General features: G+C 45.6%; 18 protein-coding genes and 1 tRNA gene. 3 read left to right on the top strand and 16 right to left on the bottom strand.

All coding sequences use genetic code 11. The annotated features are described in order from the left end of the window. Positions 1–14 precede the first annotated feature (14 nt). Together OH456_RS16400 and OH456_RS16395 are read left to right on the top strand one after the other, a co-directional pair. Positions 15–1,640 (top strand): ABC transporter permease, encoded by a 1,626-nt coding sequence (locus tag OH456_RS16400; protein WP_270033882.1) that lies wholly within the window; start codon positions 15–17, stop codon positions 1,638–1,640. After that, positions 1,640–2,671: an ABC transporter ATP-binding protein gene (locus OH456_RS16395; RefSeq protein ID WP_236109186.1), complete on the top strand. Its 1,032-nt coding sequence runs from the start codon at positions 1,640–1,642 to the stop codon at positions 2,669–2,671. Before OH456_RS16400 ends, OH456_RS16395 begins: the two co-directional genes overlap by 1 nt. A gap of 208 nt (positions 2,672–2,879) precedes the next feature. Here the strand turns inward: OH456_RS16395 and OH456_RS16390 are convergent, their stop codons facing one another. The 16 genes from OH456_RS16390 to rpsU all read right to left on the bottom strand — a co-directional run bounded on the left by OH456_RS16390 (position 2,880) and on the right by rpsU (position 23,624). Next, on the bottom strand, positions 2,880–4,292 hold the full coding sequence (locus tag OH456_RS16390) for a phosphoglucomutase/phosphomannomutase family protein (RefSeq protein WP_006075052.1): 1,413 nt from the start codon (positions 4,290–4,292) through the stop codon (positions 2,880–2,882). Between the two features lie 60 nt (positions 4,293–4,352). Beyond that, positions 4,353–6,758, bottom strand: a complete 2,406-nt coding sequence (locus tag OH456_RS16385) for a GH36-type glycosyl hydrolase domain-containing protein (protein ID WP_088876657.1) — start codon at positions 6,756–6,758, stop codon at positions 4,353–4,355. 21 nt (positions 6,759–6,779) lie between these two features. Next, positions 6,780–8,750, bottom strand: a complete 1,971-nt coding sequence (locus tag OH456_RS16380) for a beta-N-acetylhexosaminidase (RefSeq protein ID WP_236109183.1) — start codon at positions 8,748–8,750, stop codon at positions 6,780–6,782. Positions 8,751–8,759: 9 nt separating this feature from the next. Continuing rightward, complete coding sequence (locus OH456_RS16375; protein ID WP_270033880.1) at positions 8,760–9,638, bottom strand: N-acetylglucosamine kinase; 879 nt, start codon at positions 9,636–9,638, stop codon at positions 8,760–8,762. Then, positions 9,631–11,352: a glycoside hydrolase family 9 protein gene (locus tag OH456_RS16370; protein ID WP_270033879.1), complete on the bottom strand. Its 1,722-nt coding sequence runs from the start codon at positions 11,350–11,352 to the stop codon at positions 9,631–9,633. Before OH456_RS16370 ends, OH456_RS16375 begins: the two co-directional genes overlap by 8 nt. Positions 11,353–11,405: 53 nt before the next feature. Beyond that, complete coding sequence (locus OH456_RS16365) at positions 11,406–12,398, bottom strand: ABC transporter ATP-binding protein (RefSeq protein WP_270033878.1); 993 nt, start codon at positions 12,396–12,398, stop codon at positions 11,406–11,408. Positions 12,399–12,450: 52 nt separating this feature from the next. Next, positions 12,451–13,440, bottom strand: a complete 990-nt coding sequence (locus OH456_RS16360) for an ABC transporter ATP-binding protein (protein WP_252038697.1) — start codon at positions 13,438–13,440, stop codon at positions 12,451–12,453. 2 nt (positions 13,441–13,442) lie between these two features. Next, a complete protein-coding gene (locus OH456_RS16355) occupies positions 13,443–14,468 on the bottom strand; it encodes an ABC transporter permease (protein ID WP_006075061.1) in 1,026 nt (341 codons plus the stop codon). Between the two features lie 2 nt (positions 14,469–14,470). Continuing rightward, entirely contained in the window at positions 14,471–15,457 is a 987-nt protein-coding gene (locus OH456_RS16350; protein ID WP_006075062.1) for an ABC transporter permease, read from the bottom strand. A 149-nt stretch (positions 15,458–15,606) separates the two neighbouring features. Beyond that, a complete protein-coding gene (locus OH456_RS16345; RefSeq protein ID WP_038229092.1) occupies positions 15,607–17,289 on the bottom strand; it encodes an ABC transporter substrate-binding protein in 1,683 nt (560 codons plus the stop codon). A 696-nt stretch (positions 17,290–17,985) separates the two neighbouring features. After that, positions 17,986–18,681: a VC0807 family protein gene (locus OH456_RS16340; protein WP_124940604.1), complete on the bottom strand. Its 696-nt coding sequence runs from the start codon at positions 18,679–18,681 to the stop codon at positions 17,986–17,988. A 241-nt stretch (positions 18,682–18,922) separates the two neighbouring features. Next, a tRNA-Ile gene (locus OH456_RS16335) sits at positions 18,923–18,998 on the bottom strand. Positions 18,999–19,139: 141 nt separating this feature from the next. Then, the gene (rpoD, locus tag OH456_RS16330; protein ID WP_006075065.1) at positions 19,140–20,990 is read right to left on the bottom strand and encodes an RNA polymerase sigma factor RpoD; all 1,851 of its coding nucleotides are present in this window, start codon (positions 20,988–20,990) and stop codon (positions 19,140–19,142) included. Positions 20,991–21,090: 100 nt separating this feature from the next. After that, positions 21,091–22,857: a DNA primase gene (dnaG, locus tag OH456_RS16325; protein ID WP_006075066.1), complete on the bottom strand. Its 1,767-nt coding sequence runs from the start codon at positions 22,855–22,857 to the stop codon at positions 21,091–21,093. An 81-nt stretch (positions 22,858–22,938) separates the two neighbouring features. Further along, complete coding sequence (locus tag OH456_RS16320) at positions 22,939–23,382, bottom strand: GatB/YqeY domain-containing protein (RefSeq protein ID WP_006075067.1); 444 nt, start codon at positions 23,380–23,382, stop codon at positions 22,939–22,941. A gap of 26 nt (positions 23,383–23,408) precedes the next feature. Continuing rightward, positions 23,409–23,624 carry a 30S ribosomal protein S21 gene (rpsU, locus tag OH456_RS16315; protein ID WP_001145625.1) on the bottom strand — a complete coding sequence of 72 codons (216 nt, stop codon included), beginning with the start codon at positions 23,622–23,624 and terminating at the stop codon, positions 23,409–23,411. A 242-nt stretch (positions 23,625–23,866) separates the two neighbouring features. Here rpsU and tsaD point away from each other — a divergent pair, with 242 nt between their 5' ends. Further along, positions 23,867–24,886: a tRNA (adenosine(37)-N6)-threonylcarbamoyltransferase complex transferase subunit TsaD gene (gene tsaD, locus OH456_RS16310; RefSeq protein ID WP_038229098.1), complete on the top strand. Its 1,020-nt coding sequence runs from the start codon at positions 23,867–23,869 to the stop codon at positions 24,884–24,886. Positions 24,887–24,957 lie beyond the last annotated feature (71 nt).

Below are 24,957 nucleotides of genomic sequence, written 5' to 3'. Positions count from 1 at the left end.
TGTATGTTTAGGCAATGAAAGAAAAAAATGATGTTTGGAAAACCAGTAGTGGAGTACTTACTCTGCTACTGGTTTTGCCTATTTTAGCGATCTTCTATACTGCACTTGGTGAATCAAGTGATCTCTTCTCGCACCTTCTTGCGACGGTGATGCCCACCTACATCTTAAATACGGTGAAATTGGTCGCTGGTGTCTTGGTTCTCTCTTTGTTTCTGGGGGTTCCTAGTGCATGGTTGATGGCTATGTGCAAACTGCCAAGTGAAAAAGTGTTGCAGTGGGCCTTGGTGCTACCACTAGCCATGCCGGGGTATATCATTGGCTACATCTTTACTGATTGGTTTGACTTTGCTGGTCCCATCCAAATATGGCTACGAGATGTCTTTAGCTGGCAAGCAGGGGATTACTGGTTTCCTGATATTCGCACCGTTGGAGGTGCTACAGTTGTCTTGTCGCTAGTACTGTATCCTTATGTCTATCTGCTGTGCCGTGCGGCATTTATGGAGCAGAACGTCTCACTGTTGCAATCGGCACGTTTGTTAAAGTGTTCTCCGTTGGCAAGCTTTTGGCGCATTTCATTACCACTCGCTAGACCATCTATCGCCGTTGGTTTGTCATTGGTGGCGATGGAGACCATAGGCGATTTTGGTACCGTGAGCTATTTTGCCGTGAGTACTTTAACCACGGCGGTCTACGACACTTGGTTGGGGTATTCTAATTTAAGTGCTGCTGCGAAGATCTCGGCCATGATGATGGTGGTGATCGTGTTGTTACTCGGCGCCGAGCGCTATAGTCGACGTAAGCAAAAGCTATTTCAAAGCCAATACAACAGTCACGAAGACTTTCGCTATGAGCTATCGGGCTGGAAAAAATGGTTAGCGCTGTTCTGGTGTTGGGGCCTAGTGTCGATTGCATTTATCTTGCCGCTTGGTCAGTTGATGATTTACGCCTACAAGTATTTTGCACAAAGCTGGACCGAAGAATTTCAGACCTATGCCATGAATAGCCTCAAAGTGTCATTGATGGCAGCGATTATTGGTGTCTTTGTTGCTATCGTCGTGAACTTCTATCGTAGGCTTGCACCAAATAGAAAAAGTGTGGTCTTTATGCGCGCTTCTTCGCTTGGCTATGCCGTACCGGGAACCGTCTTGGCAATTGGGGTTATGGTCACCGTGTTATTTATGGATCACAGCGTCAACGATTTTGCTAAATGGATGGATTGGCAACGCCCTGGATTGATTTTCTCTGGTTCCATGTTTGCACTTGTTTTTGCAATGGTGGTGCGCTTTTCTGCCGTTGCTATCGGTAGTATTGAAACCAGTTTAAGTAAGGTATCGCCGTCTCTTGATATGGCTTCACGCACTATGGGATGTAAGAAGAACCAAATGCTGCTTCGAGTGCATTTACCGCTTATTAAACGGGGCGTGTTGATCGCTGGTTTATTGGTGTTTATCGAATCCATGAAAGAACTAAATGCAGCCCTGTTATTGCGTCCTTTCAATTTCGAGACTCTGGCTACTTACGTGTACAACTTTGCTTCTGACGAGCACTTAGAACTTGCCGCGATGCCAGCGGTATTGTTAGTGTTGGTCGGCCTACTACCTCTTATTATTGTTAACCGTTCACTGGAGCAAAACCACTAATGACTACGGCTTTGTCTATCAAAAACCTATCTTGCCAATATGATGGTCAGACGATTTTAGAGTCCTTATCGCTTCAGGTTGAACAAGGTGAAATTGTTTGCTTGTTGGGCGCGAGTGGTTGCGGAAAGACCACGCTACTCAAAGCGGTGGCAGGCTTATTGCCTCTTTCTCAAGGTGTGATGACGCTTGGTGAGCGCGTGATCGACAATGGTGAAGTATGGCTAGCGCCAGAGCAGCGTAATATCGGTATGATCTTTCAAGATTATGCGCTATTTCCTCACTTAACCGTGGCTCAAAATGTAGCCTTTGGTCTAAAGGGAATGGCTAAGCAAGAACAAGATGTGATTGTCGAGGAGATGCTGACGTTGGTTCATTTGGATCAGTTTAGCGATCGTTATCCTCATCAGCTATCGGGCGGACAACAGCAGCGTGTCGCCATTGCTCGTAGTTTAGCTTATAAACCCGATCTACTTCTGCTTGATGAACCATTTTCTAATATCGATACACAAGTACGACATGAGCTGATTCGAGAGATCCGCAAGATTTTCAAAAAGCAGGGTGTAACAGCCATCTTTGTGACTCACAGTCGAGAAGAAGCGTTTGCGTTTGCCGATAAAATGGCGGTGATGAACCAAGGTGTGATTGAGCAGTACGGTACAGCATCAGAGCTGTATTTCTGTCCATCGAGCAAGTTCGTTGCTGACTTTTTAGGTGGCGGAAGCTATCTAGCCGCAACGTACTTGTCAGGCTCTACATTTAATACGGCCATTGGTCAGATAGAAGCATCGTCATGCACCTTGATTGATCAGGGAGCAAAATGCCAGTTGCTTGTTCGACCGCAGCACGTTCAGTTAAGGGCCTCAGATAGCAGCTCGATCGCTATTCTTGAGCAGCACTTCATGGGTGACCATTGTCGCTATGTGGTAGAAATTGAGGGTACTAAGGTATTGGGTACTTCGATGGAAGCCTTGGATGTCGGCCAGAACGTGGCTGTGAGCGTAGAGTCACAAGGTATTGTGGCTTTTGCCTAATTACTCAAGTGTAGTTCATTTGCTCTGCTCAAATACGCACGAAAGGTCACTCTCTTGCAATAAAGTGGCATCCCCAATGACTAGGTACAAAAAAGCCCGGCGACAGTCACCGGGCAAAATGTTCTTCACCTATAGGGAGCTTCTCACTATTTACTTGGATTGAAGGTGACTCAACCCAATATACGGTAAGAAGACGCGGACGCAGAGACTATAAAGACAAGAAGTCTTTCATCTGCTGAAGAACATATTCTGCTTGCGCTTTATCTTCCATCTCACAAAAAATACGCAATAGTGGCTCGGTACCAGAAAAGCGAGCAATGACCCAACCACCGTTTTTGAAGTAAACTTTTGCTCCATCGGAGTAGCTGACTTTCTCTACCTCATAATCAAACTCAGGCAGAGACTTTTCGACATAAATCTTATGGTAAAGGCTGTCCTTTTGAGCCGGCTTGAAGGTGCAATCACCTTCTGCCGTGTAGGCATAACCGTATTTGCTATAGATCTCATCAAGTAGTTCAGAGAGCTTTTTGTTGGTGACACTAAGCATCTCCACCAATAAGCTAGAAGCAAACACGCCGTCCTTACCTTTGATATGGCCACGAATGGTTAAACCGCCGGAGCTTTCACCGCCGATTAATGAGTCGTCTGCCTCCATTTGGGCACTGATGTGCTTAAAGCCTACGGGAACCTCAAAGCTCTTTTCACCATAACTCTGTGCGATTTTATCGAGTAAGTGGGTTGTGGCGATGTTACGCACTACTGAGCCTTTCCAACCTTTGTATTCAAGAAGGTAGTAATAAAGCAGCATTAAGACTTCATTAGGGTGAATAAAATTACCTTTTTCATCAATAATCCCTAAGCGATCAGCGTCGCCATCAGTACCAATACCAATATCGTACCCTTCTGCTGCCACCAAGTGTTTCAGGCGATATAGGGTTGCAGCACTAGGGGATGGCATAAGCCCACCGAAATCAGGGTTCTTCCCATCGTTAATCACATCGACATCACAGCGACCATTAATCAGTACAGTTTGTAGTGCATTTTTGGCTACGCCAAACATAGGGTCGATCAACACACGTAGATTAGCTTTTTTAATGGATTCAATATCAATAAGCTCAATGATTGAATCGACAAACTCGTTCATTGGGTTTATTTCGATGATTTGTTGGTTGTCCACGGCGTGCTCGAAGTCGATAGATTTTACCTCCGTAGCAGTTAAGGTCGCGATTTGAGACTCTATCTTTTCAGTAATCACTTCATCGGCATCGCGACCACCTTCAATAAATACTTTAATGCCGTTGTAATCAGCAGGGTTGTGAGATGCGGTGATGCAAGCCGAGTAAGCGCAGTTCATGCTCTTGGCTTTAAACATAACGATAGGCGTTGGCACAAACTTATTGATAAAGTGCACTGGGATTTGGTTCGCGGCTAGCACTTCGGCAAACCAGCGGCCCGCTTTGTCCGATAAAAAACGTCGGTCATAGCCGATGATAAATCCTCGTTCTGCGACGTTTTCATCATTGATGATGTTAGCCAGTGCTTGCGCTACCAGTTTGACGTTATCACGAGTGAACTCTTCACCAATAAAAGCGCGCCACCCGCCTGTTCCAAATTTGATCATACATTGCTCCTTGAGAAGAGCCCCGTAGGGCTCATTATTATGGTCAACTCAGGCTTTTGATTAGCCGAGAACAACGTTGACTTGGTTTACGCTACCCGCAGGTTGTGCAGGAATAGCACCTTCAATATCGTCACCGTTTAAGGTGATACATGTGACGCCTTTGCTGACATGGTTGGGGTTGGTAACTTTGATATGGTAAGTTGCGCCTTGCCATTCTCGAGTGACGTCAAACTCAGGCCAGCTTGTTGGAATGCATGGGTCAACGATAAGGCCGTCAAAGCTTAAGCGAACCCCAAGGATGTAATTAGTTGCGGCAAAGTAAGCCCATCCTGAGGTACCGGTTAACCATGGATGATTGGCGCGGCCATGATCCTGATGGTCACGTCCCATAATAAACTGCACATAGGAGTACGGTTCGGTAACTCGAGTTTCAATCATGTCGTTCTGGTTATACGGATTTAGAGCGTCATAGAACTTCATCGCTTGATCACCGCGTCCTAATTTAGCTTCAGCGACCCAAGCCCATGGATTAGGGTGAGAGAATATTGCCCCGTTCTCTTTTACTCCTTGGTAGACCCGAGTGACGAAGCCAATATCGTCGTTAGGAGTGGCGAAAGATGGTGCGTTGAGATGCAAGCCGTAATCGGAGTAGAGGTATTCGTCGACCGCGTCCATGGCTTTCTTACCACGTTCTTCGGAGACAGCACCCGATACTACCGCCCAAGTGTTTGATTCTAAATGAACCTTGCCTTCGATCTGTTCGTTGGTTCCGACTTTATCGCCATTTTTGGTAATACCACGGATGTACCAACCACCATCCTCATCCCAAAGGTGAGTCTCGCAGGCATCTTGAACTTTTTTCGCCATCTGCCCATAGTGCGCCACATCGTCAAGTTGCCCCAATTTACGAGCTAAGTCGACAAACTCTTGCAGTGCCCAGTAGTGAAGGAATGCTACCATGGAGGATTCTCCTCCGCCTAAGTTGAGGCAGTCGTTCCAATCGGCACGCAGACCTTTTGCAATACCAGTAGCACCAACATGTTTGTCTGTGAAATCAAGCGCTGCCTTCATATGCTCATACACAGTAGCATCACCACCATCTGCGTAAGGTATGACGTCATTGAAGAAGTCCATTTCGCCAGTTTCCATCACATAGCGGCAGATAGTTGGCACTAACCATAGGTGGTCATCAGAACAGGTATCCGCGATACCGTGGATCTTATCTTCATCGCTAGGTGTTGGTACTACCGTCGGTGATTTAGAAGGTTTAACGTCGGCTTTCTCTGGATCGAACCAATCAGGATCGAACAGGTGCAAGCCATAACCAGCCTTAACTTGGCCACGAAGCAGATCGACAATGCGTTTTTTAGTCATTTCAGGAGCAGAGTGAGGGACGGCCATGGCATCTTGGGCCGTATCTCGGTATCCCAAGCCAGTGCGACCTCCCACCTCGATAAATGAGGCAAAGCGAGACCAAACCACACAGGTTTCAGCTTGATACAGAGTCCAAGTATTCAACATGGTATCTAAGCCTTCATTCGGAGAGCTGACTTGGAATTTCGCGCAGCGTGTCTCCCAGTGAGCTTTGATGGCCTCAAAGGCACTATCCACTTCAGATAGGTTTTGATATTTAGCGCGAAGTCTGGCCCCGTTGCCCTTGCCAATACCTAGAATGTAAGCGAAACGAACCTCTTCTCCTGGCTGAATAGTGAATTGTTTATGCAGGGAACCGCAATGGTTATAACAGGTTTGCGTATGATTCGAACAACGTCCTTGTTCAACGGCAATAGGGTTCGATTCATCTCGGTAAGCACCAAGGAAATTATCTCTTTGACCATCGTAGCTATCGGGTTCAAAGGTTGATGCTAGATAGTAGAAGCCTTCAAAATCGTTGGTGTTGTAGAACAAGTCATACTCAATCACACCATCGTTATAATCGGTGCCTGCTGAGTAAAGTGACATCTGGTGGTTTTGGTTATCAGAGGCGATATGACTGAATGAGAACTCAACAAAAGAAAAGGCACTGATAGTGCGAGGCTTATTACTGGTATTACGAATGACAACATCCCAAATCTCAGCATCTTCACCCTTAGGAACAAACAAGGTTTTGGTTGCCTCTATTCCCGCATAGTCACATTTAAATTTCGAGTAAGAAAGACCGTGACGAACCTCATATTGAGCCTCGTCGAGACTCTTTGCTACAGGCTGCCAAGAGATAGACCAGTAGTCTCCGGTTTCATCATCGCGCAGGTACACATAGTGCCCTGGGCGGTCAAAGCTTGCATTTGGTCTGAATTTGGTGACTCGATTGTATTCCGGTGAGTTGTAGAACGAGTAGCCACCGGCATTATGAGAAATCACAGTACAGAATTTTTCAGTACCAAGGTAATTGGTCCATGGCGCAGGAGCATCGGGACGAGTGATGACGTATTCACGATTCTCGTTGTCAAAATAGCCGTATTGCATGTCTATATCCTTATGGGGAAATTAAATTTTATCGTTGTTATTGTTGTTCGTCTGGAGATGCGCGTTTTCAGTTTCCTCGATCTGAGTCCAAGGATCGCGATATTGAACACCTTGGCGTTGCAACAAGCTAAGGTGGGCTTTCAGTCTTGCTAAAAATGCGCTGTAGTTTTTTCGATTCTCTGGACACCAAGCGGTCTCTGCTAGAGCGAGTAGTCGGGGGAATATCATGTAATCTAGGCGTTGCTGGTGGCTGACTATTTCAGTCCACAGCGCAGCTTGCATGCCTAGTATCCGTTTTTTGATTGGGTCATCGGAGCTCAGCTCAGAGAGAGGTTCATATAGGTAAGCTTGCTCCAGTGTGATGACGTTTGCCCAATCAACACCAGGCTCTGTTGGGCAGTGATCTTGTGCCATATCCAGATAGGTGGTTTGACCCGGCTGCAGTACGACGTCATAGCCGAGCTTGGCGCAGTTAATAGCAGCTTCTTCGCTTAGCCACGAGTATATGACTGTGTCTTTGCTAACTTTGTGTCCAAAGTGTGCTTCTTCCCAGCCCAGCATGCGTTTACCCAGAGACTTCAGTTTGTCTTCAGCGTAACGAAGTAAATGACCCTGCAGCTCTTTAGAGCTACTGTAGCCGTGAGTCTCCATTAAAGCTTGGCAACTTGGGCTTTTCTCCCAAACACCCACAGGTACTTCATCTGCACCAATATGAACGTAAGGAGCAGGGAACAGCTCGCTAATCTCTTCCAAGACGATATCAAGGAAGCGATATGTGCCATCGATACCTGGCGACAACGTATTGTCGTTGTAATGTTGGACACTGCGGTAGATAGAGCGGTCATTAGGATCAACCAGCATATTTGGCAATGACTTGATGGCGGCACGGCAGTGACCTGGAATATCGATTTCGGGAATCACTTGGATGCCGCGTTGTGCTGCAAATGCTACGACGTCCTTAATCTCTTCTTGGCTATAAAATCCGCCATAACGCTGATTGATATGATGGAACTGAGCATCAAGGGTTTCATTTGGGCCTCGCCAAGCGCCAATCTCAGTAAGCTCAGGTAGCGCTTTTATTTCAACACGCCACCCTTCATCATCCGTTAAATGCCAATGGAAGGTATTCAATTTATAATGAGCAAACAGGTTGATAAGGCGTTTGATGTCTTCAACCGGTTGGAAGCTACGCGCACTGTCTATCATCATTCCACGATAAGCAAAACGAGGTTTATCATGTATTTGGCAGAAAGGAATGTAGAGAGTATGGCGCGCCACATCAAAATCCATCAATTGAATTAAGGTCGCTGCACCATAGATAAAGCCAGACTGACTGGTTGATTCAATGACCACACCGTTATCATTTACGATCAGCTTATATTCTTCAGGATCCAGTACTGGTGAATGCCTAAAATGAATATCTTGCTGACCAATAGACTTGGATTCGATACTGAACAAGCGAGTTACTTCTTCGGCTAACCAATTGGCAGCAGATTGAAACTCACCATTGTCGACGGTTATCTGACTATAACGAGTTAGCTCATAGACACCACTATTAAAGTTAGCTGACATCGGCTCTGGAATAAGCTTATGTCTTGCTGCTTTGACGCTAGGTACTTCAGTTGGTTGGTCGATCGCTTCTTTCAACACAATAGGTGACACAGATACGGTGCATTGCGTACCGGAATCTGTGGTTAGGTACGCTTCTTTTATACCATCAGAGAGCAGTTTGAATGGTGATGTAGAAATAGCAAACTCTACGTAGCAGTGGTTGTTGGCATAAAGTGGCGTGTTGTTTATCGATAAAGAGCAGAGACTGCCTACTTGCTTCAGCGTTCCATGAGATAAACTGGTTTTCTCAATATGCCTGTCGAAAGCAAAATTGAGTTGCCAATTAGCCACGCTTTTTTCAGAGAGATTGTGCAGTGTAAGCCCAAAACGGCTGCCTTTGGGTAAGATTTCAATCACTGCTAAGTCGATACGAAAGTCCATAGATATACCTCAATCGTAAAGATTGTGACTTGGCTGTCCTGCCATCATCAACGCACCGTCCATTGCATCTCCTTTTGGAGACACTATCCAACGTTGCGCTGCTGGCGATAACCAATCAAAAATACGTTCGGCAATACTGCCCATTAAACAGATGTTTTCTGCCCCACGTTGATGCAAGGCGGTAAGAAACATCTCAATATCACTGGCGGTTTGCATCAGTAATTTTTTTGCAAGAGGATCATTGAGATAGGCATACTCAAAAATCTGCGGTGAAAACTGACCGTAATCTCTAGGCAAGGCGGTCTTTGACCATTCAACAATATTGTCAATGTCATTGTTAAAATGCGTCATTACGATGTCGGCCAAAGGAGAAGAATCCAAAATACCGTCTTGAATAAGCAACACATCTTGAATCAACCTTAGCCCCATGATAGCGCCGCCTCCTTGGTCAGAAATCGGAAACTCGCGCCCACCAACGACGTGCTGCGTTGTACCTGAAATAAACAGACCAACAGAGCCTGTGCCCGCTATCATGATGGCGCCATCTTTGCCTTCATGAGCGCCCAAACATGCACCGTAGCCGTCGGTATTTAGAGTGATACTGGCAAATGGATGCGGGGCTGATAGGAAAGCGAGGTAACTGGCTTTATGCTCTGCGCCTGCTAGTGCTAGACCCACGTCGACTTGGTTAAAGTAGGAGTTATCCAAACCACCTTGTGTCAGCGCGACGGATATCGCTTCGATGATTGAGGTTAAAGCAACCTCAACCCCCAACATGATATTGGCGCTACCACTTTTACCTTCACCGATAATCGTGCCATCTTTATCTAGAACTCTGGCACGACACGAGGTGCCGCCCCCGTCGATCCCCGCGATGAATCTAGCCATGATGCTCACCTTTGCTATCGCTATGCTTTAGTGCCACGGCCAACAGATACCATGCAGCATGAGGAATCCATTGCTCACCCCAACGCCAGTTTTGCAGCATGTCGTCTTTTTGATTTCTGGGGTTAAATGCAATATCTCGTTCATCGTCAAAGCCGCCAGTAATGCCGTTACAGATACCGCCATGGGCATTGAAAAATCCTAGCTGCGGTAGATAATCGGGGTTATTAAAACCGTAACCGTCTAACATACACATGTCATAGGGGTTCAACCCTAATATCCAGTCGAGGCAGTGAGTAGCATAGCTCTCTAGCTGTTGCTTTAATGAACTGTCAGAGACTACGTCCTTGGCAATCAAAGCCATGGATGCGAGAGAAGCAATACGGGCATTTTCACCTTGCCACCAATATCCAGACTCGTTGTTATGTGGAATGAAAAAGGCAGAGCGTTTTGGCTCATCAACGCCTTTTACATACTGTCTTGGGTAGCTAAAGGGGTTAAATAGTTCAGCGGTTACTGTTAGTTCAAATTGACAGGCTTGTGTGACTAATTGCGCGAAACGTTGTTGACGTTCTAGGTTAGTTTCAATAGCGAGATATTCTGCTAATGCAATGACAGGTAATCCAGCTTCAGCAGCGTGGTAAAACGGTCGAGAACCATCGCTGTCACTAGACCAGAAAAAGTCGTAGTTGTCGTCGGCTTTGGCTCGCAATGCTAATGAGTCCGCCCAGATTCTCGCTTGATCTAAATAAAGGTCTTCACCACTCGCTTTATAAAGCTCGACCGTTGCCAGCAGTGCACAGTACTCATCAATGATATTAGTAATGCCGTCGTTGAGGTATTGCGTATTATGTTCTTGTAAGTGCCAATAGCCTTTTCGGGCTATCTCAATAAAATGCGTTGCTTGAGAAGAGGTGGCCGACTCAGATTGGCTTGCTTTGGCAAGAGCGGCAATAGCGATGCCAGCACCTTGTCGAAAACCCGCTTGATAGTCTTGTTTCTTGTGACCTAATTGAGTCTCGTAGGCACAGATATCGCGCTGTTCGACATCTTTGCTCCACTTATCAAATACGGTCATGTAAAAGTAACCGTCGCTATGTTGCATGCGAGCAAGAAACTCGGCGCCATAAAGCGCTTCCTCTTGTAAACGTGCACGCACAAAGTGTGGGGCGTCTTGTTGTGCAAGCAGGAGATCGTCCGCTTTCAGCATATTCCAAACCACCATTGGAGTTTGCTGTGGATTGAGGTAATTCGCGTAGGAAAGGTGGCTTAGATATTTACTGACATCTCCAGAAGCATCATACCAACCACCGTGCACATCGGCGGTTTCATCGCTGCCGATAATACGCGCCTGCTTATCGTGTTCATCGAATTGTCCACCGCAGCGTTGAGATTTGAAATAATGAATGACATCTGAAAAACTGCGCGTTAATAGGTTATGTTCTTCAATAACAAAATCATGAGAGCGAACGGACTGGTAGCGAAGGTAGTAACGTCCCGCCTGCTGATACTGACTGAAGTTGATAGTAAAAAACACTCCACAATGCCAGTTGTCGACAGACTGTCCGCCTTCGAGTGTGAGCTCTAGAACGGTGTTTTCAGAATACGCATCAACTAAATATGCAGTCGTCACTGGATGATGTGGATCAGTACACATCAACACTGCGCGTTTCGCATTGTTTACCTGATAGCCAATATGATTAGTGAGCAATTGCATCGTTTTTTCATTCACCTGTCGAGAAGAAGCGCTCCCATTACAGGAGCGTTTAATTAGTTTTCGTAGAGATAACAACGTACAAAATGGTTATCGGCGAGTTTGGTCACTGGCGGTAAGGCTTCCGTACATTTACTGGTTGCGTGTTTGCATCGACCCGCAAATGGGCAACCAACGGAGGCTGGTGTCCAGAGTGGAATCTCGCCTTTATTACCTTCCAACTTCTCATGAATAGATTTCTTCGGATCCGGTACCGCAGAAACAAGAAGTTGGGTGTAGGGATGTTGAGGGTTGGCTATGACCTCATCGGTATCGCCCCATTCCACCATATGGCCGACGTACATCACCGAGATATCTTCTGCGATATAGCGAGCGGTTGCGATATCGTGAGTGATGTAAAGCAATGACATTTGTTTCTCAAACTTCATCTCTTCCATCAGGTTGAGAACGCCAGCTCGAATCGAGACATCGAGCATAGAAGTTGGCTCATCAGCCAGGACAACTTCTGCTCCAACCGCAATATTCCTCGCTAAGTTAACACGCTGCCTTTGACCACCTGAAAGCTGGTGAGGGTATTTGGTTGCGGTTTCTTTAGGTGGAATTAAACCCACTTGATCGAGCAGATCGTACACTCGCTCTTCTAGCTCTTTTTTGTTGCTTTTCGACACCTTGTTATGGATCAGCAATGGACGTGCAATATGATGAAAGATTGTGTGTGTTGGGTTTAATGAACCAAACGGATCTTGCCATACCATCTGCACGCCTTCGCGGTATTTCATCAACTCACTGCGCGCTTTGATCTCTTGAATATCACGGCCGCGATATTTAATTTCACCACCACTTGGGGCATACATTTTGGCGATCATTTTTGCCGTTGTTGATTTGCCAGAGCCTGACTCACCAACCACCGCAAGGCCGCGACTTTTGTACATTTTGAATGAGACGTCATTGATAGCACGCATCATTGGTTGTTTTAGCGTATTACTGTTTATTGCGAAATCTTTGACAACATTTTTGCCTTCAATCAGCAGTTCACCATAGTTGCTCATAATGTTTCTCCAGAAATTCCTTGTATAACTTGCTCAGTTCGTTGCTGGTTGCTTATGACAACTCTTGCGATACAGCGATGGTGTCGCCATATAAGTGGCAGTTAGAAAAACGGTTCGGTTCAATTTGGCGTAACTTCGTTGGCACGCGGGTACATGTTTCATGGACACGATCGCACCGTGCTTGGAAGCGACAACCTTGTGGAATCTCCAACAGGTTTAGTGGATTACCTGGAATGCCCGTTAACTTGGTTTTAGGACCTGTTAAAGGAGGGAATGAACTTCCCAGCCCTTTTGTGTACGGATGGTAAGGTGAATCTAAAATCTGTTGTGAAGGGGCGACTTCAATAAGCTCACCGGAATACATGATCCCAATGCGATCTGAGAACTCCACCATGAGTGAAATGTCGTGAGTGATGAACAAGATCGAAAATCCAAACTCCTCTTTGAGGGCATAGATCTTTTGCAGAATCTCACGCTGTACAACCACATCAAGCGCAGTGGTTGGCTCATCCATGATGATCATTTTCGGGTTGAGGGCGAGAGCAATCGCAATCACTAAGCGCTGACGCATACCACCAGAAAACTGGTGCGGGTAGTCGTTTAGACGGCTTGGATGAATATCAACAATCTCCAATAAGCCTTGAGCACGTCTTACGGCCTGTTCACGAGTCATATTGGTATGGCGCATAATAACGTCACAGAACTGCTCTTCCATGGTCAGTACAGGGTTCAAAGCATTCATGGCGCTTTGGAACACCATAGACATTTGGCTCCAGCGGAAAGTTTGCATACGATCATCACTGTATTGAAGGATATCTTCGCCATTGAAGATCACTTCTCCACCTGAAATAAACGCGGGCGGCTTGTGCAAGCGCATTAGTGAGAAGGCAACGGTTGATTTGCCACAACCAGATTCCCCAGCAAGACCAAACACTTCGCCTTTAGCGATATCGAAACTAACATTGTTGCACGCTCGAACATCGCCTGCCTCAGTGATGTAATCTACGCACAAATTGCGGACTGAAATTAGTGGTTCTGACATGATTAACGATCTCCGCTCCAAAGTGCATTTTGTGGCGCGACTTGTACTTCGCGTTCCTGTTTGTCTTGTTCTGCGATTTTCTTCCAGCGTTTAAGGCCTTTGTGAGAACGAAGTTGCGGGTTGGCAATTTCATCAACGGCAAAGTTAAGCAGTGCTAAGCCGGTAACAAGAAGAGTCAACGCGATACATGGAGCTAGAATTTCCCACCATGCGCCAATCAGCATGGCTGAGGAAGTTTGAACGTTATAAAGCATGATGCCCCAGCTGATGGTGTTTGGATCGCCCATTCCCAAGAAAGAGATAATGGCTTCCATCAAGATGGCGTAAGACACTGAGCCGATGAAACTTGCACCAACAATTGAGATTAGGTTTGGTAGCAGCTCAACAAAAATGATGCGTAGTCGTGATTCACCAAGTACTTCAGCCGCTTTTACAAACTCTTTCTCTCGCAGCGATAAGGTTTGTGCACGAATAACCCTTGCTCCCCATGCCCAAGAGATGGAGGCAATAACGACCGCGATGGTCATTGGCCCCGCCTCACCAACGAAAGCGGCAACAACAAAGAGAAGAGGCCAGGGCGGAATCACCAGCATGATGTTCATTGCCGAGGTCAGTACACTGTCAACACGGCCGCCAAAGTAACCCGCGGAAATTCCGATTACCGTGGCTAACACGCATACGATTAGGCCAGCACTAAAACCCACCATCAGTGATACGCGAGCGCCGTAAGCTACTTGAGACCATACATCACGCCCCATACGCGTGGTTCCCAATACATGATCTGCCTTTTTCGACATGAGTAACGTTCTACGATCATCCGCTAGATTTTGCGCTACCCAGCCGTCTGGGTTAGCTTGTGCTAACTTAACCACCGCTGATGGGTATTCGTGAGGGTTACCCGTACGCTTGTCTGGTGCATGTTTGGTGACTAGAGGTGCGGCAATGGCCACAAACATAAATAAGCCGATGATGATAAGTCCGATACGCGCAGTGGTGTTGCGCCAAACTAAAGAGAGAAAACCTTTCATGACTATTTTCCTCCTTTGCGTAGACGTGGGTCTAGCACGACATACAACATGTCTGCAGCTAAGTTAAAGAACAGCATAAAGAGCGTCATAATAAGAAGTTGTCCTTGCAGTACTTGATAGTCACGAGCATGAATTGCATTCAGCATGACACTGCCAAGTCCCGGATAGTTGAAGATGATTTCGACGATTAACTGACCACCTATCGCCATACCCAACGCCATAGAAAGCGCAGTGACACTTGGTAGGAGCGCATTACGCGCTGCGTAGTTGAATACCACGCGGTTTTCACTTAAGCCCTTACCGCGAGCCATGGTGATGTAGTCTTCTCCCAACAAGTTGATCATGTTGTTACGCATGTTCACTAGAAAGCCGCCGATTTGAATGATTGTGGCGCAGAATAGGGGAAGCGCTGCGTGATAAAGCATATCTTTGATAAATGCCCAGCTTGTCCATTCAGGAATGGTGCCTGGGGTATACGCATAGCCCGTAGGAAACCATTTCAGGCCTATCGCAAAGATGAACATAGCTAACATGGCAATAACCACAGGTGGAATCGCCTGAATAATGAGCATTCCAGGGGTAACGAATGTGTCGAAACGAGAACCGCGCTTCCAAGCTGCGAAAATGCCAAGAACCGAGCCGATAGAGAAAGACATCACGACAGCGGTTCCCGCCAGAAACAGTGACCAACCGAATGCGCCGCCTAACAGCTCACTAACTGTTAATGGGAAGAACTGAACCGAAACACCAAGCTCCCAACTTAAAATGTTCTTCATGTACGTTAGATATTGAACGAATAAATTACCGTCAACAAAGCCCAGCAGCTCTCTCATTGCTGCAATACGCTCCGGTGTAATTTGCACCGTTGTATGGGCGAACATCATAGTGACCGGATCGCCCGGCATCGCCCTTGGAATAATAAAGTTGATAGTAGCCGCAACTAATAGTGCTACTGCATATAATGACAAACGTCTTAAAAAATAACCCATAACTCACACCTTAATTACCCAGCTTTTCCTTGGCTGGCTACGCCGCCTCCAAATTAGAGACGAGCAATCCCCTGACGACGAGCGCCAAACATCAAATAGACATAGAGAGGGGAAGAAAGCGGTACGGATGTACCGCTTTTAGTTTGTGTTTACTTAACTGGTTTTAGGTCCAGTACGTGTAATAGACGCTCTGGAATACCTGCCCAGATATTTGGACGACCTTTAGGATTTTGCTCGTTCCACCAACCCGCAAAACGAGTGGTGTTGTATTGGTACATGTAAGCACCTGACATCACTGGAATAGTGACTTGGTCTTGAGCAATGATCTTCTGGATGCCATGAGCAATTTCTAGCTGCTCATCTTTATCTGCCGTCTTGTAGAAGCTATTTAGCAAGTTATCTAGCTCAGCATTTTTATAGAAGTGCATTGCAAAGCGAGGCATACCGTCACCAGCTTGAAGCGTTGAGTTATAACCAGAGTTCCAATACGTGTATGGATCTGCACCGTGGAAGTAGTTGGTATAAGCGACGTCGTAGTTACCTTCTAACATTGCTTGATTATAAACAGAGAAATCAGGCGTACGAGCTTTGGCTTTGATGCCCGCTTCAGCTAGTTGCTCTACAGCGAGTTGAACCGTGTTGTTAAAGTCTGTCCAGCCGTTAGGTGATTGGATAAAGAGCTCAAATGATTTACCTGATGGAGTGTCTACAAAGCCATCGCCATTCACATCTTTAAAGCCTGCTTTTTCTAGCAATGCTTTTGCACCGTCAACATCGTAGCTGTTGTAGCCTTTGTATTTATTGTGAATCGCTTCGTCAGACCAAGTGGCGAATGCGTAGCCAAGGCCAGAAGCGAAGTCATTCACAGTACCGCCGCCATAGAAGGCGATGTCGATGATAGTTTGACGGTCAAGAGCCATCGAGAATGCACGGCGGAAGTCGACGTTAGTAAGGGCTTCTTTTTTCGCAGCATCATGGTTTTTGAAGTTAACAACAAATGCTTGTGTACCCGCTGGTGGATACCAGTATTGATGGTTTGGAGAAGCGGCAGCATAAGTGCGGTCAATGTCAGGAATGAACGATGATGTCCAATCCATTTCTGAGTTAACAACTTTGCCTAGGAACTGGTCGTTGTTAGCAATCTGTGGAACACGCAGACAATCAACCTCTAGGTTGTCGTTGTCCCAGTAGTTAGGATTACGACATTGAACGTATAGCTGTGGAGTGAATGTATCGATCTCAGTAAATGGACCAGAACCTACAGGATTTTCGTTAGTGAAGGTCGTTGGATCTTTAACGTCTTTCCACACGTGCTCAGGAACCACTGGCACTTTAACAATCTCGTATGGGACGTTAGAGTTTGCTTCTGTTAGATAGAACTTCACTTGGTAGTCATTCAGCTTTTCAACTTTCTCTACCCAAGAGTTGATGCCGCTTTGGTCTAGTGCTGGATTTTTCTGCACTAGATTGAATGAGAATAGAACATCATCGGCGTCGAATGTTTCGCCGTCAGACCATTTCACACCTTTACGGATATCAAAGGTCACTGTTTTTAGGTCATCAGACATTTTGAAGCCTTCAGCCAAACGGAACACTGGTTTGTTGCCATGCATTTCGTTGAAAACAACTAAAGGTTCGAATAGGAAATCTGTTGTAGTGTGTAGGTTGGTCGCACCCAGATAAGGGTTAAAGTTGCGTACAAAAGTGTTGAACTCTTTCGGGTGGATGGTCAGTTCGCTGCGTTCCGCTGCGACGGTAACAGAGCTAAAGCCTGTTACTGAGGTTGCGATAATTGCTGTCGCTAGTGCTGTTTTTTTAATATGCGCAAGCATAGCTATTCCTTACTATTTGCTTTTGTTTCACTGGAAGGTAAGCCTACCTTCCTCACATTGTGCTAAAGCCTACCTCTTAACATGTGTCCTAAAGAGTGGCCTGTAGGCCTTAGGCGTTATTAAGAAAACACCTTAAAAGATAATTTATCAATTACTGTTCCCGTTAAAAACGTCAAAATAGTATTTTGACACGTCAAAAACGTCAAAAATCGATGGCAATGAGTGTTTTTTGAACAAATTTGGTGGTGGGTAAACATCACATTTTTAAGTGGTAAAAACAGAGTTTGTTAGTGATTACAAACCAGGTGTATCTTTATTTATAAAGCCTTAAATTCAGTTTTAGATTTGCTGTGACTATGATCACTAGGTGAATTTAAACGTTAATTTTTAATGGAAAATTGAGTGAGCTATTTGTTGTGATTACTATCGCAAATTGATGAATAATCCGTTCTTTTGGCCTCCATTATCGCGACGAATACACTCAATTAGATTTGATTAATGTGTTTTTTAATACTTAATTTACGGCGAGAAAATTAAGTGTTTTGCGTCAAAAGATGCTTTAGATTGAAGTGAGCACTGAAGACTTAAGTAACACTAACAGAGAGAATTTTCGAACAGCAGAGGACAGCTTCTGTATGTGAGGGAACGTTTGTGTGGATGTGCCTGAGAGAAAAACTGCTCTCAGGCGTTGGAGAATTATTCGCTATGGAAGATCTGCTCGGTTTCTAATGACGTCATTTGTCTGATTTGGCGCCACAGGTAGTAGAAGATACCAACCATCATCAACATACTTGGAATTGCGATGATAGGGTAGCTATATAGTGTGAGCTTACCAAGCTCCTCGTTAAACGCTGGTGTTCCTGCTGGGCTGGTAACAATCCATGTTGCTAAGAAATAGTTCATCGCTGAGGAAAAAGCAAAAGTACTCGCAAATAAGTAGTTTGAGGAGACTAAGCAACGTTCGAAGCCTTCGGTATTACCATTCTCATTCAAGCGCTGTTTGATTAATGACAGATTAAACACGCTGTCATTCAAAATCATCTTTTGCATGAATGGGTAACGAGTAAATGTTGAGCCTAGTACCGCTAAACCGATTAGGCCAGGAATCAGGGCTTCTTTAAAGGCCAACCAGCGCGTGTCTAGTTCTAATAGGCCTATACCACCGGTCAATAGGACGCTCACGAAGCCTAGCGCAGCGATAAAGTTAAACTTATTGTTGCGGATTAGGTCCATGCCACCGTACACGACAGGGAAGAGTAAAGCGACAACCAACGCCATGGTCGTCCCTAGGTGTTCATCACCGCTAAATTTCATCAAAATGAAGGACGGGATGAAAACGTTAAATAGGATTTCAAATAGGGGATTCGACTTTTTAGCCGTCGCGTTATTCATAATATCTTTCAGACTCTACTTTATTGACTGCTAACTACACGTTGCAAGGCAGTGTTCAACGCCAAGAAGCAAGTGTAAAGCGTTAACTGGTGAAGTTATGTAACGATATATTAACTAGCAGGGTTTCGATGCTCATTTGATAACGTTACTCGCTTAGCGTATTGAGTGCTAGTAGTAATTGTTTAGTACGACTGAAAAACGAAAAAGGCGCATGGATTTCTCCATGCGCCTTCTCTAAATTTGGTGGCCCCTCGCAGACTTGAACTGCGGACCAATCGATTATGAGTCGACTGCTCTAACCACTGAGCTAAGGGGCCGATAGGTGGATGATTATAGGGGAAGGGACGCTGGGTGTCTAGACACAATAAGGGGTAATTGCGCTTGCTTTTTAATCACTTAAACCGCATAAAACAAAAAAGGTGAGCTAGTGCTCACCTTTTTGTTAAATTGCTTACGAATTACTCGTCAAGGAAGCTGCGCAGGGTCTCTGAGCGGCTTGGGTGACGCAATTTACGTAGTGCTTTCGCTTCGATCTGACGGATACGCTCACGCGTTACGTCGAACTGTTTACCCACTTCTTCTAGAGTGTGGTCAGTATTCATGTCGATACCGAAACGCATGCGTAATACTTTTGCTTCACGAGGAGTAAGACCTGCTAGCACGTCTTTAGTTGCCACTCGTAGGCTAGTCATTGTTGCTGAATCAACAGGCAGCTCTAGAGTAGTATCCTCAATGAAGTCACCTAGATGCGAATCTTCGTCGTCACCAATTGGTGTCTCCATAGAGATAGGCTCTTTAGCGATTTTTAGTACTTTACGGATCTTATCTTCCGGCATTTGCATACGTTCTGCCAATTCTTCTGGAAGAGGCTCACGGCCCATTTCTTGAAGCATTTGGCGAGAGATACGGTTCAGCTTGTTGATCGTTTCGATCATATGCACTGGAATACGGATTGTACGCGCTTGGTCTGCGATAGAGCGAGTGATTGCCTGACGGATCCACCATGTCGCATAAGTTGAGAACTTATAACCACGGCGATATTCAAACTTATCTACTGCCTTCATTAGACCGATGTTACCTTCTTGGATCAGATCCAAGAACTGTAGACCGCGGTTGGTGTACTTTTTAGCAATCGAAATTACGAGACGTAAGTTCGCTTCAACCATCTCTTTCTTCGCACGACGAGCTTTCGCTTCACCGATAGACATACGACGACTGATGTCTTTGATGTTTTGAACAGAAAGCGATGTTTCTTCTTCAATGATGTCTAGTTTTTGAATCGAACGACGAATGTCATCTTCGTAACGTTTGATTTTCTCTGCGTAAGGCTTGTCAGAGGCAAGTACTTCATCTAGCCAAGCTTCACTTGACTCATTACCAGTAAAGACAGCAATGAAAGACTTCTTAGGCATCTTGCCGTATTCAACAGCTTGACGCATGATCAGACGCTCTTGAGTACGTACACGATCCATAGAAGTGCGCAATTCGTTCACTAGGTGATCAAATTGTTTTGGTGTCAGACGGAATTCTTTAAAGACTTCTTGGACCAACTCATGTGACTTAGCCACCTGTGGGCTGTCGTAACCATATTCGTTGATAACCAGTTGAAGGTCTTGATAGCTATTGCGAAGCGCTGTGAACTTCTCTAGAGCAAGTTCAGGGTCGATACCTGTATCTTCTTCCTCTTCCTCACTATCGTCATCTTCATCAACGTCTTCGTCGTCTTCATCTTCCAGATCTGCTTCAGAAAGCTCAGAACCGATGTGAGTCGCCGTTGGCGCTGTCGTTTCTTCTTCGTTTGGATCGACGAAGCCTGTGATTACGTCGGTAAGGCGAAGCTCTTCAGCTTGAACCTTGTCAAACTGTTCAAGAATATAAGGGATAGTGCCTGGGTATTCAGCTACAGAGCTTTGAACTTGGTTGATACCGTCTTCAATACGTTTCGCAATGTCGATCTCGCCTTCGCGAGTCAATAGCTCAACGGTACCCATTTCACGCATGTACATGCGCACTGGGTCAGTTGTACGGCCGATTTCACTTTCTACACTTGAAAGTGCCGCTGCAGCAGCTTCGGCAGCATCTTCATCAGTGATGTTGTTGTCATCATTCAGAGCAAGGTCATCAGCATCAGGAGCAGTTTCTACTACCTTAATACCCATGTCATTAATCATCTGAATAATATCTTCTACCTGTTCAGAATCGACGATTTCTTCAGGTAGGTGGTCATTTACTTCTGCGTAGGTCAGATAGCCTTGTTCCTTGCCCTTAATGACAAGTAATTTTAGCTGTGACTGCGGATTTTGGTCCATAGACGATATCCAACTTAAGATCTGGTGAAGGAATTTTAGTATGCGAAATGCAAACCACTAATATTAACAAATTTATTCATTGCTGACTAACTGAATTGGGTTACGCTTTTAAGTCTAGCATCAAGGCTAGCAGCTCCCGTTTTTCTTCGACTGATAAGCCGACACTTCTTTCTTTGGCCTGCAGGTTTTCAATTTGTTTTTCGATGCACTGAGACAATATCTTGTCCAATGAATCGATAAATACGTCTTCTTGATTGTCGTCGTCAAGTGGAATAACCCAACTTGCGAGACGAGACAGAAGTGCCTCATTGTTGCTACCACGCCATTGTTCTAATAACTGGCCTGTAGTCATATGGGGATGCGCTTGACATTTATCAACCACTTCCACGAATAAATTCAACCCCGGTAATGATAAATCTCTTACCGTTGAGAGGTCAGGTACCATTTCAGCATAGCTCGGATTTTGCAAAAGGAGAGCTATCACTTCACGCATTGGTGTGCGTTTAATCTCTTTATGAGGCTGAGCTCGCGTTTCTTGTTGGCCTTGTCGGTCAATTAGTTGCTGAAGCTGCCTTTCATCAACAAGCCCAAGTTTGCGTCCGAGAAGTTCTCTCAAGTATAGACGCAGGGTTCCACCTGGCACTTTATCGATGAGTGGAACGGCTAGCGTACTAAGCTTCGCCATTCCTTCTTTTGTTCGACTATCTACCTGCTGCATTAGCGAGGAGAACATAAAGTCAGAGAGAGGCATTGCATTTTGTACTTCAGTTTCAAATGCCTCTTTACCGTTTTGACGAATGAAGGAATCGGGATCCTCGCCATCCGGCAAAAACATAAATTTTAGTTGTCGGCCATCGTTTAGATACGGCAAAGCATTTTCCATGGCGCGCCATGCTGCATCTCGTCCCGCTCGGTCACCGTCGTAACAGCACACCACGGTGCTTGTTTGACGAAACAAGACCTGAAGGTGATCGCCTGTGGTCGATGTGCCAAGTGAGGCGACGGAGTAATCAACACCGTATTGAGCTAAGGCAACAACGTCCATATAGCCTTCAACAACCAAGACTTGTGGCGGCTCTCTATACGCCTGCAACACTTCATAAAGGCCGTACAGCTCTTTACCTTTATGGAAAATCGGTGTTTCGGGTGAGTTGAGATACTTAGGCGTGTCGTTACCAAGAACGCGTCCGCCAAACCCAATTACTCTTCCGCGCCTATCGCGGATTGGGAACATGATACGTCCTCTAAATCGGTCGTATCGGTTACCTTTGTCGTTCTCAATTAGCATACCGCCGGACACCAACATGTCTTGGGTAGCTTTCTGTTGACCGAAGTTCTTTCGAACACTGTCCCACTCGTCAGGCACATAACCAATGCCAAACTTTTGGACAATTTCTCCAGAGAGTCCACGACCCTTTAAGTACTCTATAGCGGCTTTATTTGATGAAACTTTAAGCTGATCTCGGTAGTACTGTCCGATCGTACCCATGAGATCGTACAAAGATCGTTTCTGCTCACTATTGGCTGTAGGCCCTTTGGAAAAATTGCCTGAGCTGCCATTACGTTGTTCACGAGGGACATCTAACCCAAGTGAAGCGGCCAGCTCTTCGATCGCCTCAACGAACTCAAGGCGTTCATATTCCATAAGAAAGTCAATCGCATTACCGTGTACACCACAGCCAAAACAATGATAGAACTGTTTCTCTTGGCTAACACTAAATGACGGTGTTTTCTCGTTATGGAAAGGGCAGCAAGCACCGTAGTTCTTACCTTGTTTTTTCAGTTTTACGCGCGCATCAATGATGTCGACTATATCGAGACGAGCCAACAGATCATCAATAAAGCTACGAGGGATAATTCCTGCCATAAAACCTTTTTACGAGAGTGAGATACAAACAAGCCGTGCGTTCCAAAGGATAGCACGGCTTGCTGCAATTTGATTGGGAGATTAAGCGAGTTTAGCGCGAACTAGACCACTTACTTTACCCATATCTGCACGGCCTTGAATTTGTGGCTTAAGCACACCCATTACCTTACCCATGTCTTGCATGCCCGCAGCACCAGATTCGGTAATCGCACTTTCAATCAGTGCAGATACTTCCTCGTCAGTCAGCGGTTGAGGCATAAAGTCCTCAAGTACGGCAATTTCAGCTTGCTCAGCTTCAGCAAGGTCTTGACGACCAGCTGCTTCAAATTGCGTAACAGAGTCGCGACGTTGTTTAACCATTTTAGTCAGCACAGCAAGAATGTCGTCTTCGCCCAGAGTAATCTGTTCGTCAACTTCACGTTGCTTAATGGCGGCTAAAGCTAAACGAATAGTGCCAAGGCGCGGTTTGTCCTTGGCTTTCATCGCTAGTTTTTGCTCGTCTTTGAGTTTATCAATCAGAGCCATAACTTAAATCCTATTGGACCTAGTTATTAGTACAGGCGAACGCGACGAGCGTTTTCGCGAGCTAGCTTCTTAGCGTGACGCTTTTGAGCTGCTGCTTTAGCGCGTTTGCGAACTGTAGTTGGTTTTTCATAGTGCTCACGACGACGCACTTCAGAAAGGATACCTGCTTTTTCGCAAGAGCGCTTGAAACGACGTAGTGCAACGTCGAACGGTTCGTTTTCACGTACTTTAACTACTGGCATATGCCTTTCACCTCAGGGGTTAACTATTCATTAATGCTGGCGCTTGTTTGTTAGGTCTAAGACGTTCCTATCGAAGTTCTTAGTTCTAAGCGATAAACCAGCTAGATCAAAAATGGTGCGGAATTTTAATCCGATCAGATGGGCTTTGTAAAGTACTTTGTCGTCTATCTCTTGTACAAAATTTGTTTGAGAGCCAATGACGAGGTAATATTGCGCCAATTTCGAAATATGTCGAGAACAATATGCGCATTTTAGGTATTGAAACCTCTTGTGATGAAACTGGCATCGCAATCTATGACGATGAGAAAGGATTGCTTTCGCATCAACTATATAGCCAAGTGAAACTGCACGCCGATTATGGTGGTGTGGTTCCTGAACTGGCGTCTCGTGATCATGTTAAAAAAACGATCCCGTTGATCAAAGCTGCATTAGCGGAAGCGAATTTAACACCAAAAGATATTGATGGTGTCGCGTATACCGCTGGTCCGGGTCTGGTTGGTGCACTATTAGTAGGTACTACGATTGGTCGAAGCATGGCGTACGCGTGGGGGGTTCCGGCTATTCCTGTACATCATATGGAAGGCCACCTGCTTGCTCCAATGTTAGAGGACAACCCACCGCCATTTCCATTTATTGCGCTTTTGGTCTCTGGTGGCCACAGTATGATCGTTGAAGTAAAAGGCATTGGTGAATATCAGATCCTTGGTGAGTCTATTGATGATGCTGCGGGTGAAGCCTTTGATAAGACCGCTAAATTGATGGGGTTGGATTATCCAGGCGGACCTTTGTTGTCTAAATTAGCTGACAAAGGCACACCGGGTCGATTTAAGTTCCCGCGCCCAATGACGGATCGTCCAGGTTTGGATATGAGTTTCTCTGGTTTGAAGACTTTTGCTGCGAATACAATCGCCGCCAATGATGATAGTGAACAAACCCGTGCAGATATCGCTTATGCATTCCAAGAAGCGGTGTGCGATACACTGGCAATTAAATGCAAGCGTGCTCTAAAACAAACTGGTATGAAGCGTATTGTTATTGCCGGTGGAGTGAGTGCTAACAAATTCTTGCGTCAAGAGCTTGAAACCCTCGCGAACAAAATTGGAGGCGAAGTCTATTATCCTCGTACTGAATTTTGTACCGATAATGGTGCCATGATAGCTTATGCAGGTATGCAGCGACTGAAAAATGGTGAAGCCGCTGAGCTCTCAGTAGAAGCTACGCCACGTTGGCCAATTGACCAACTAAAGCCGATTAAAGCGTAAAGAAAAGGTCACTTAGGTGGCCTTTTTTAACGACATATCTTAACAAAACAGCGAAAGTTTGTGACTTACTA

This window comes from Vibrio sp. La 4.2.2, assembly GCF_027586995.1.
Taxonomy (GTDB): Bacteria; Pseudomonadota; Gammaproteobacteria; order Enterobacterales; family Vibrionaceae; genus Vibrio; species Vibrio mediterranei.
The sequence above is the reverse complement of the archived record's forward strand: the minus strand, read 5'-3'. Positions and strand labels throughout refer to the sequence as shown.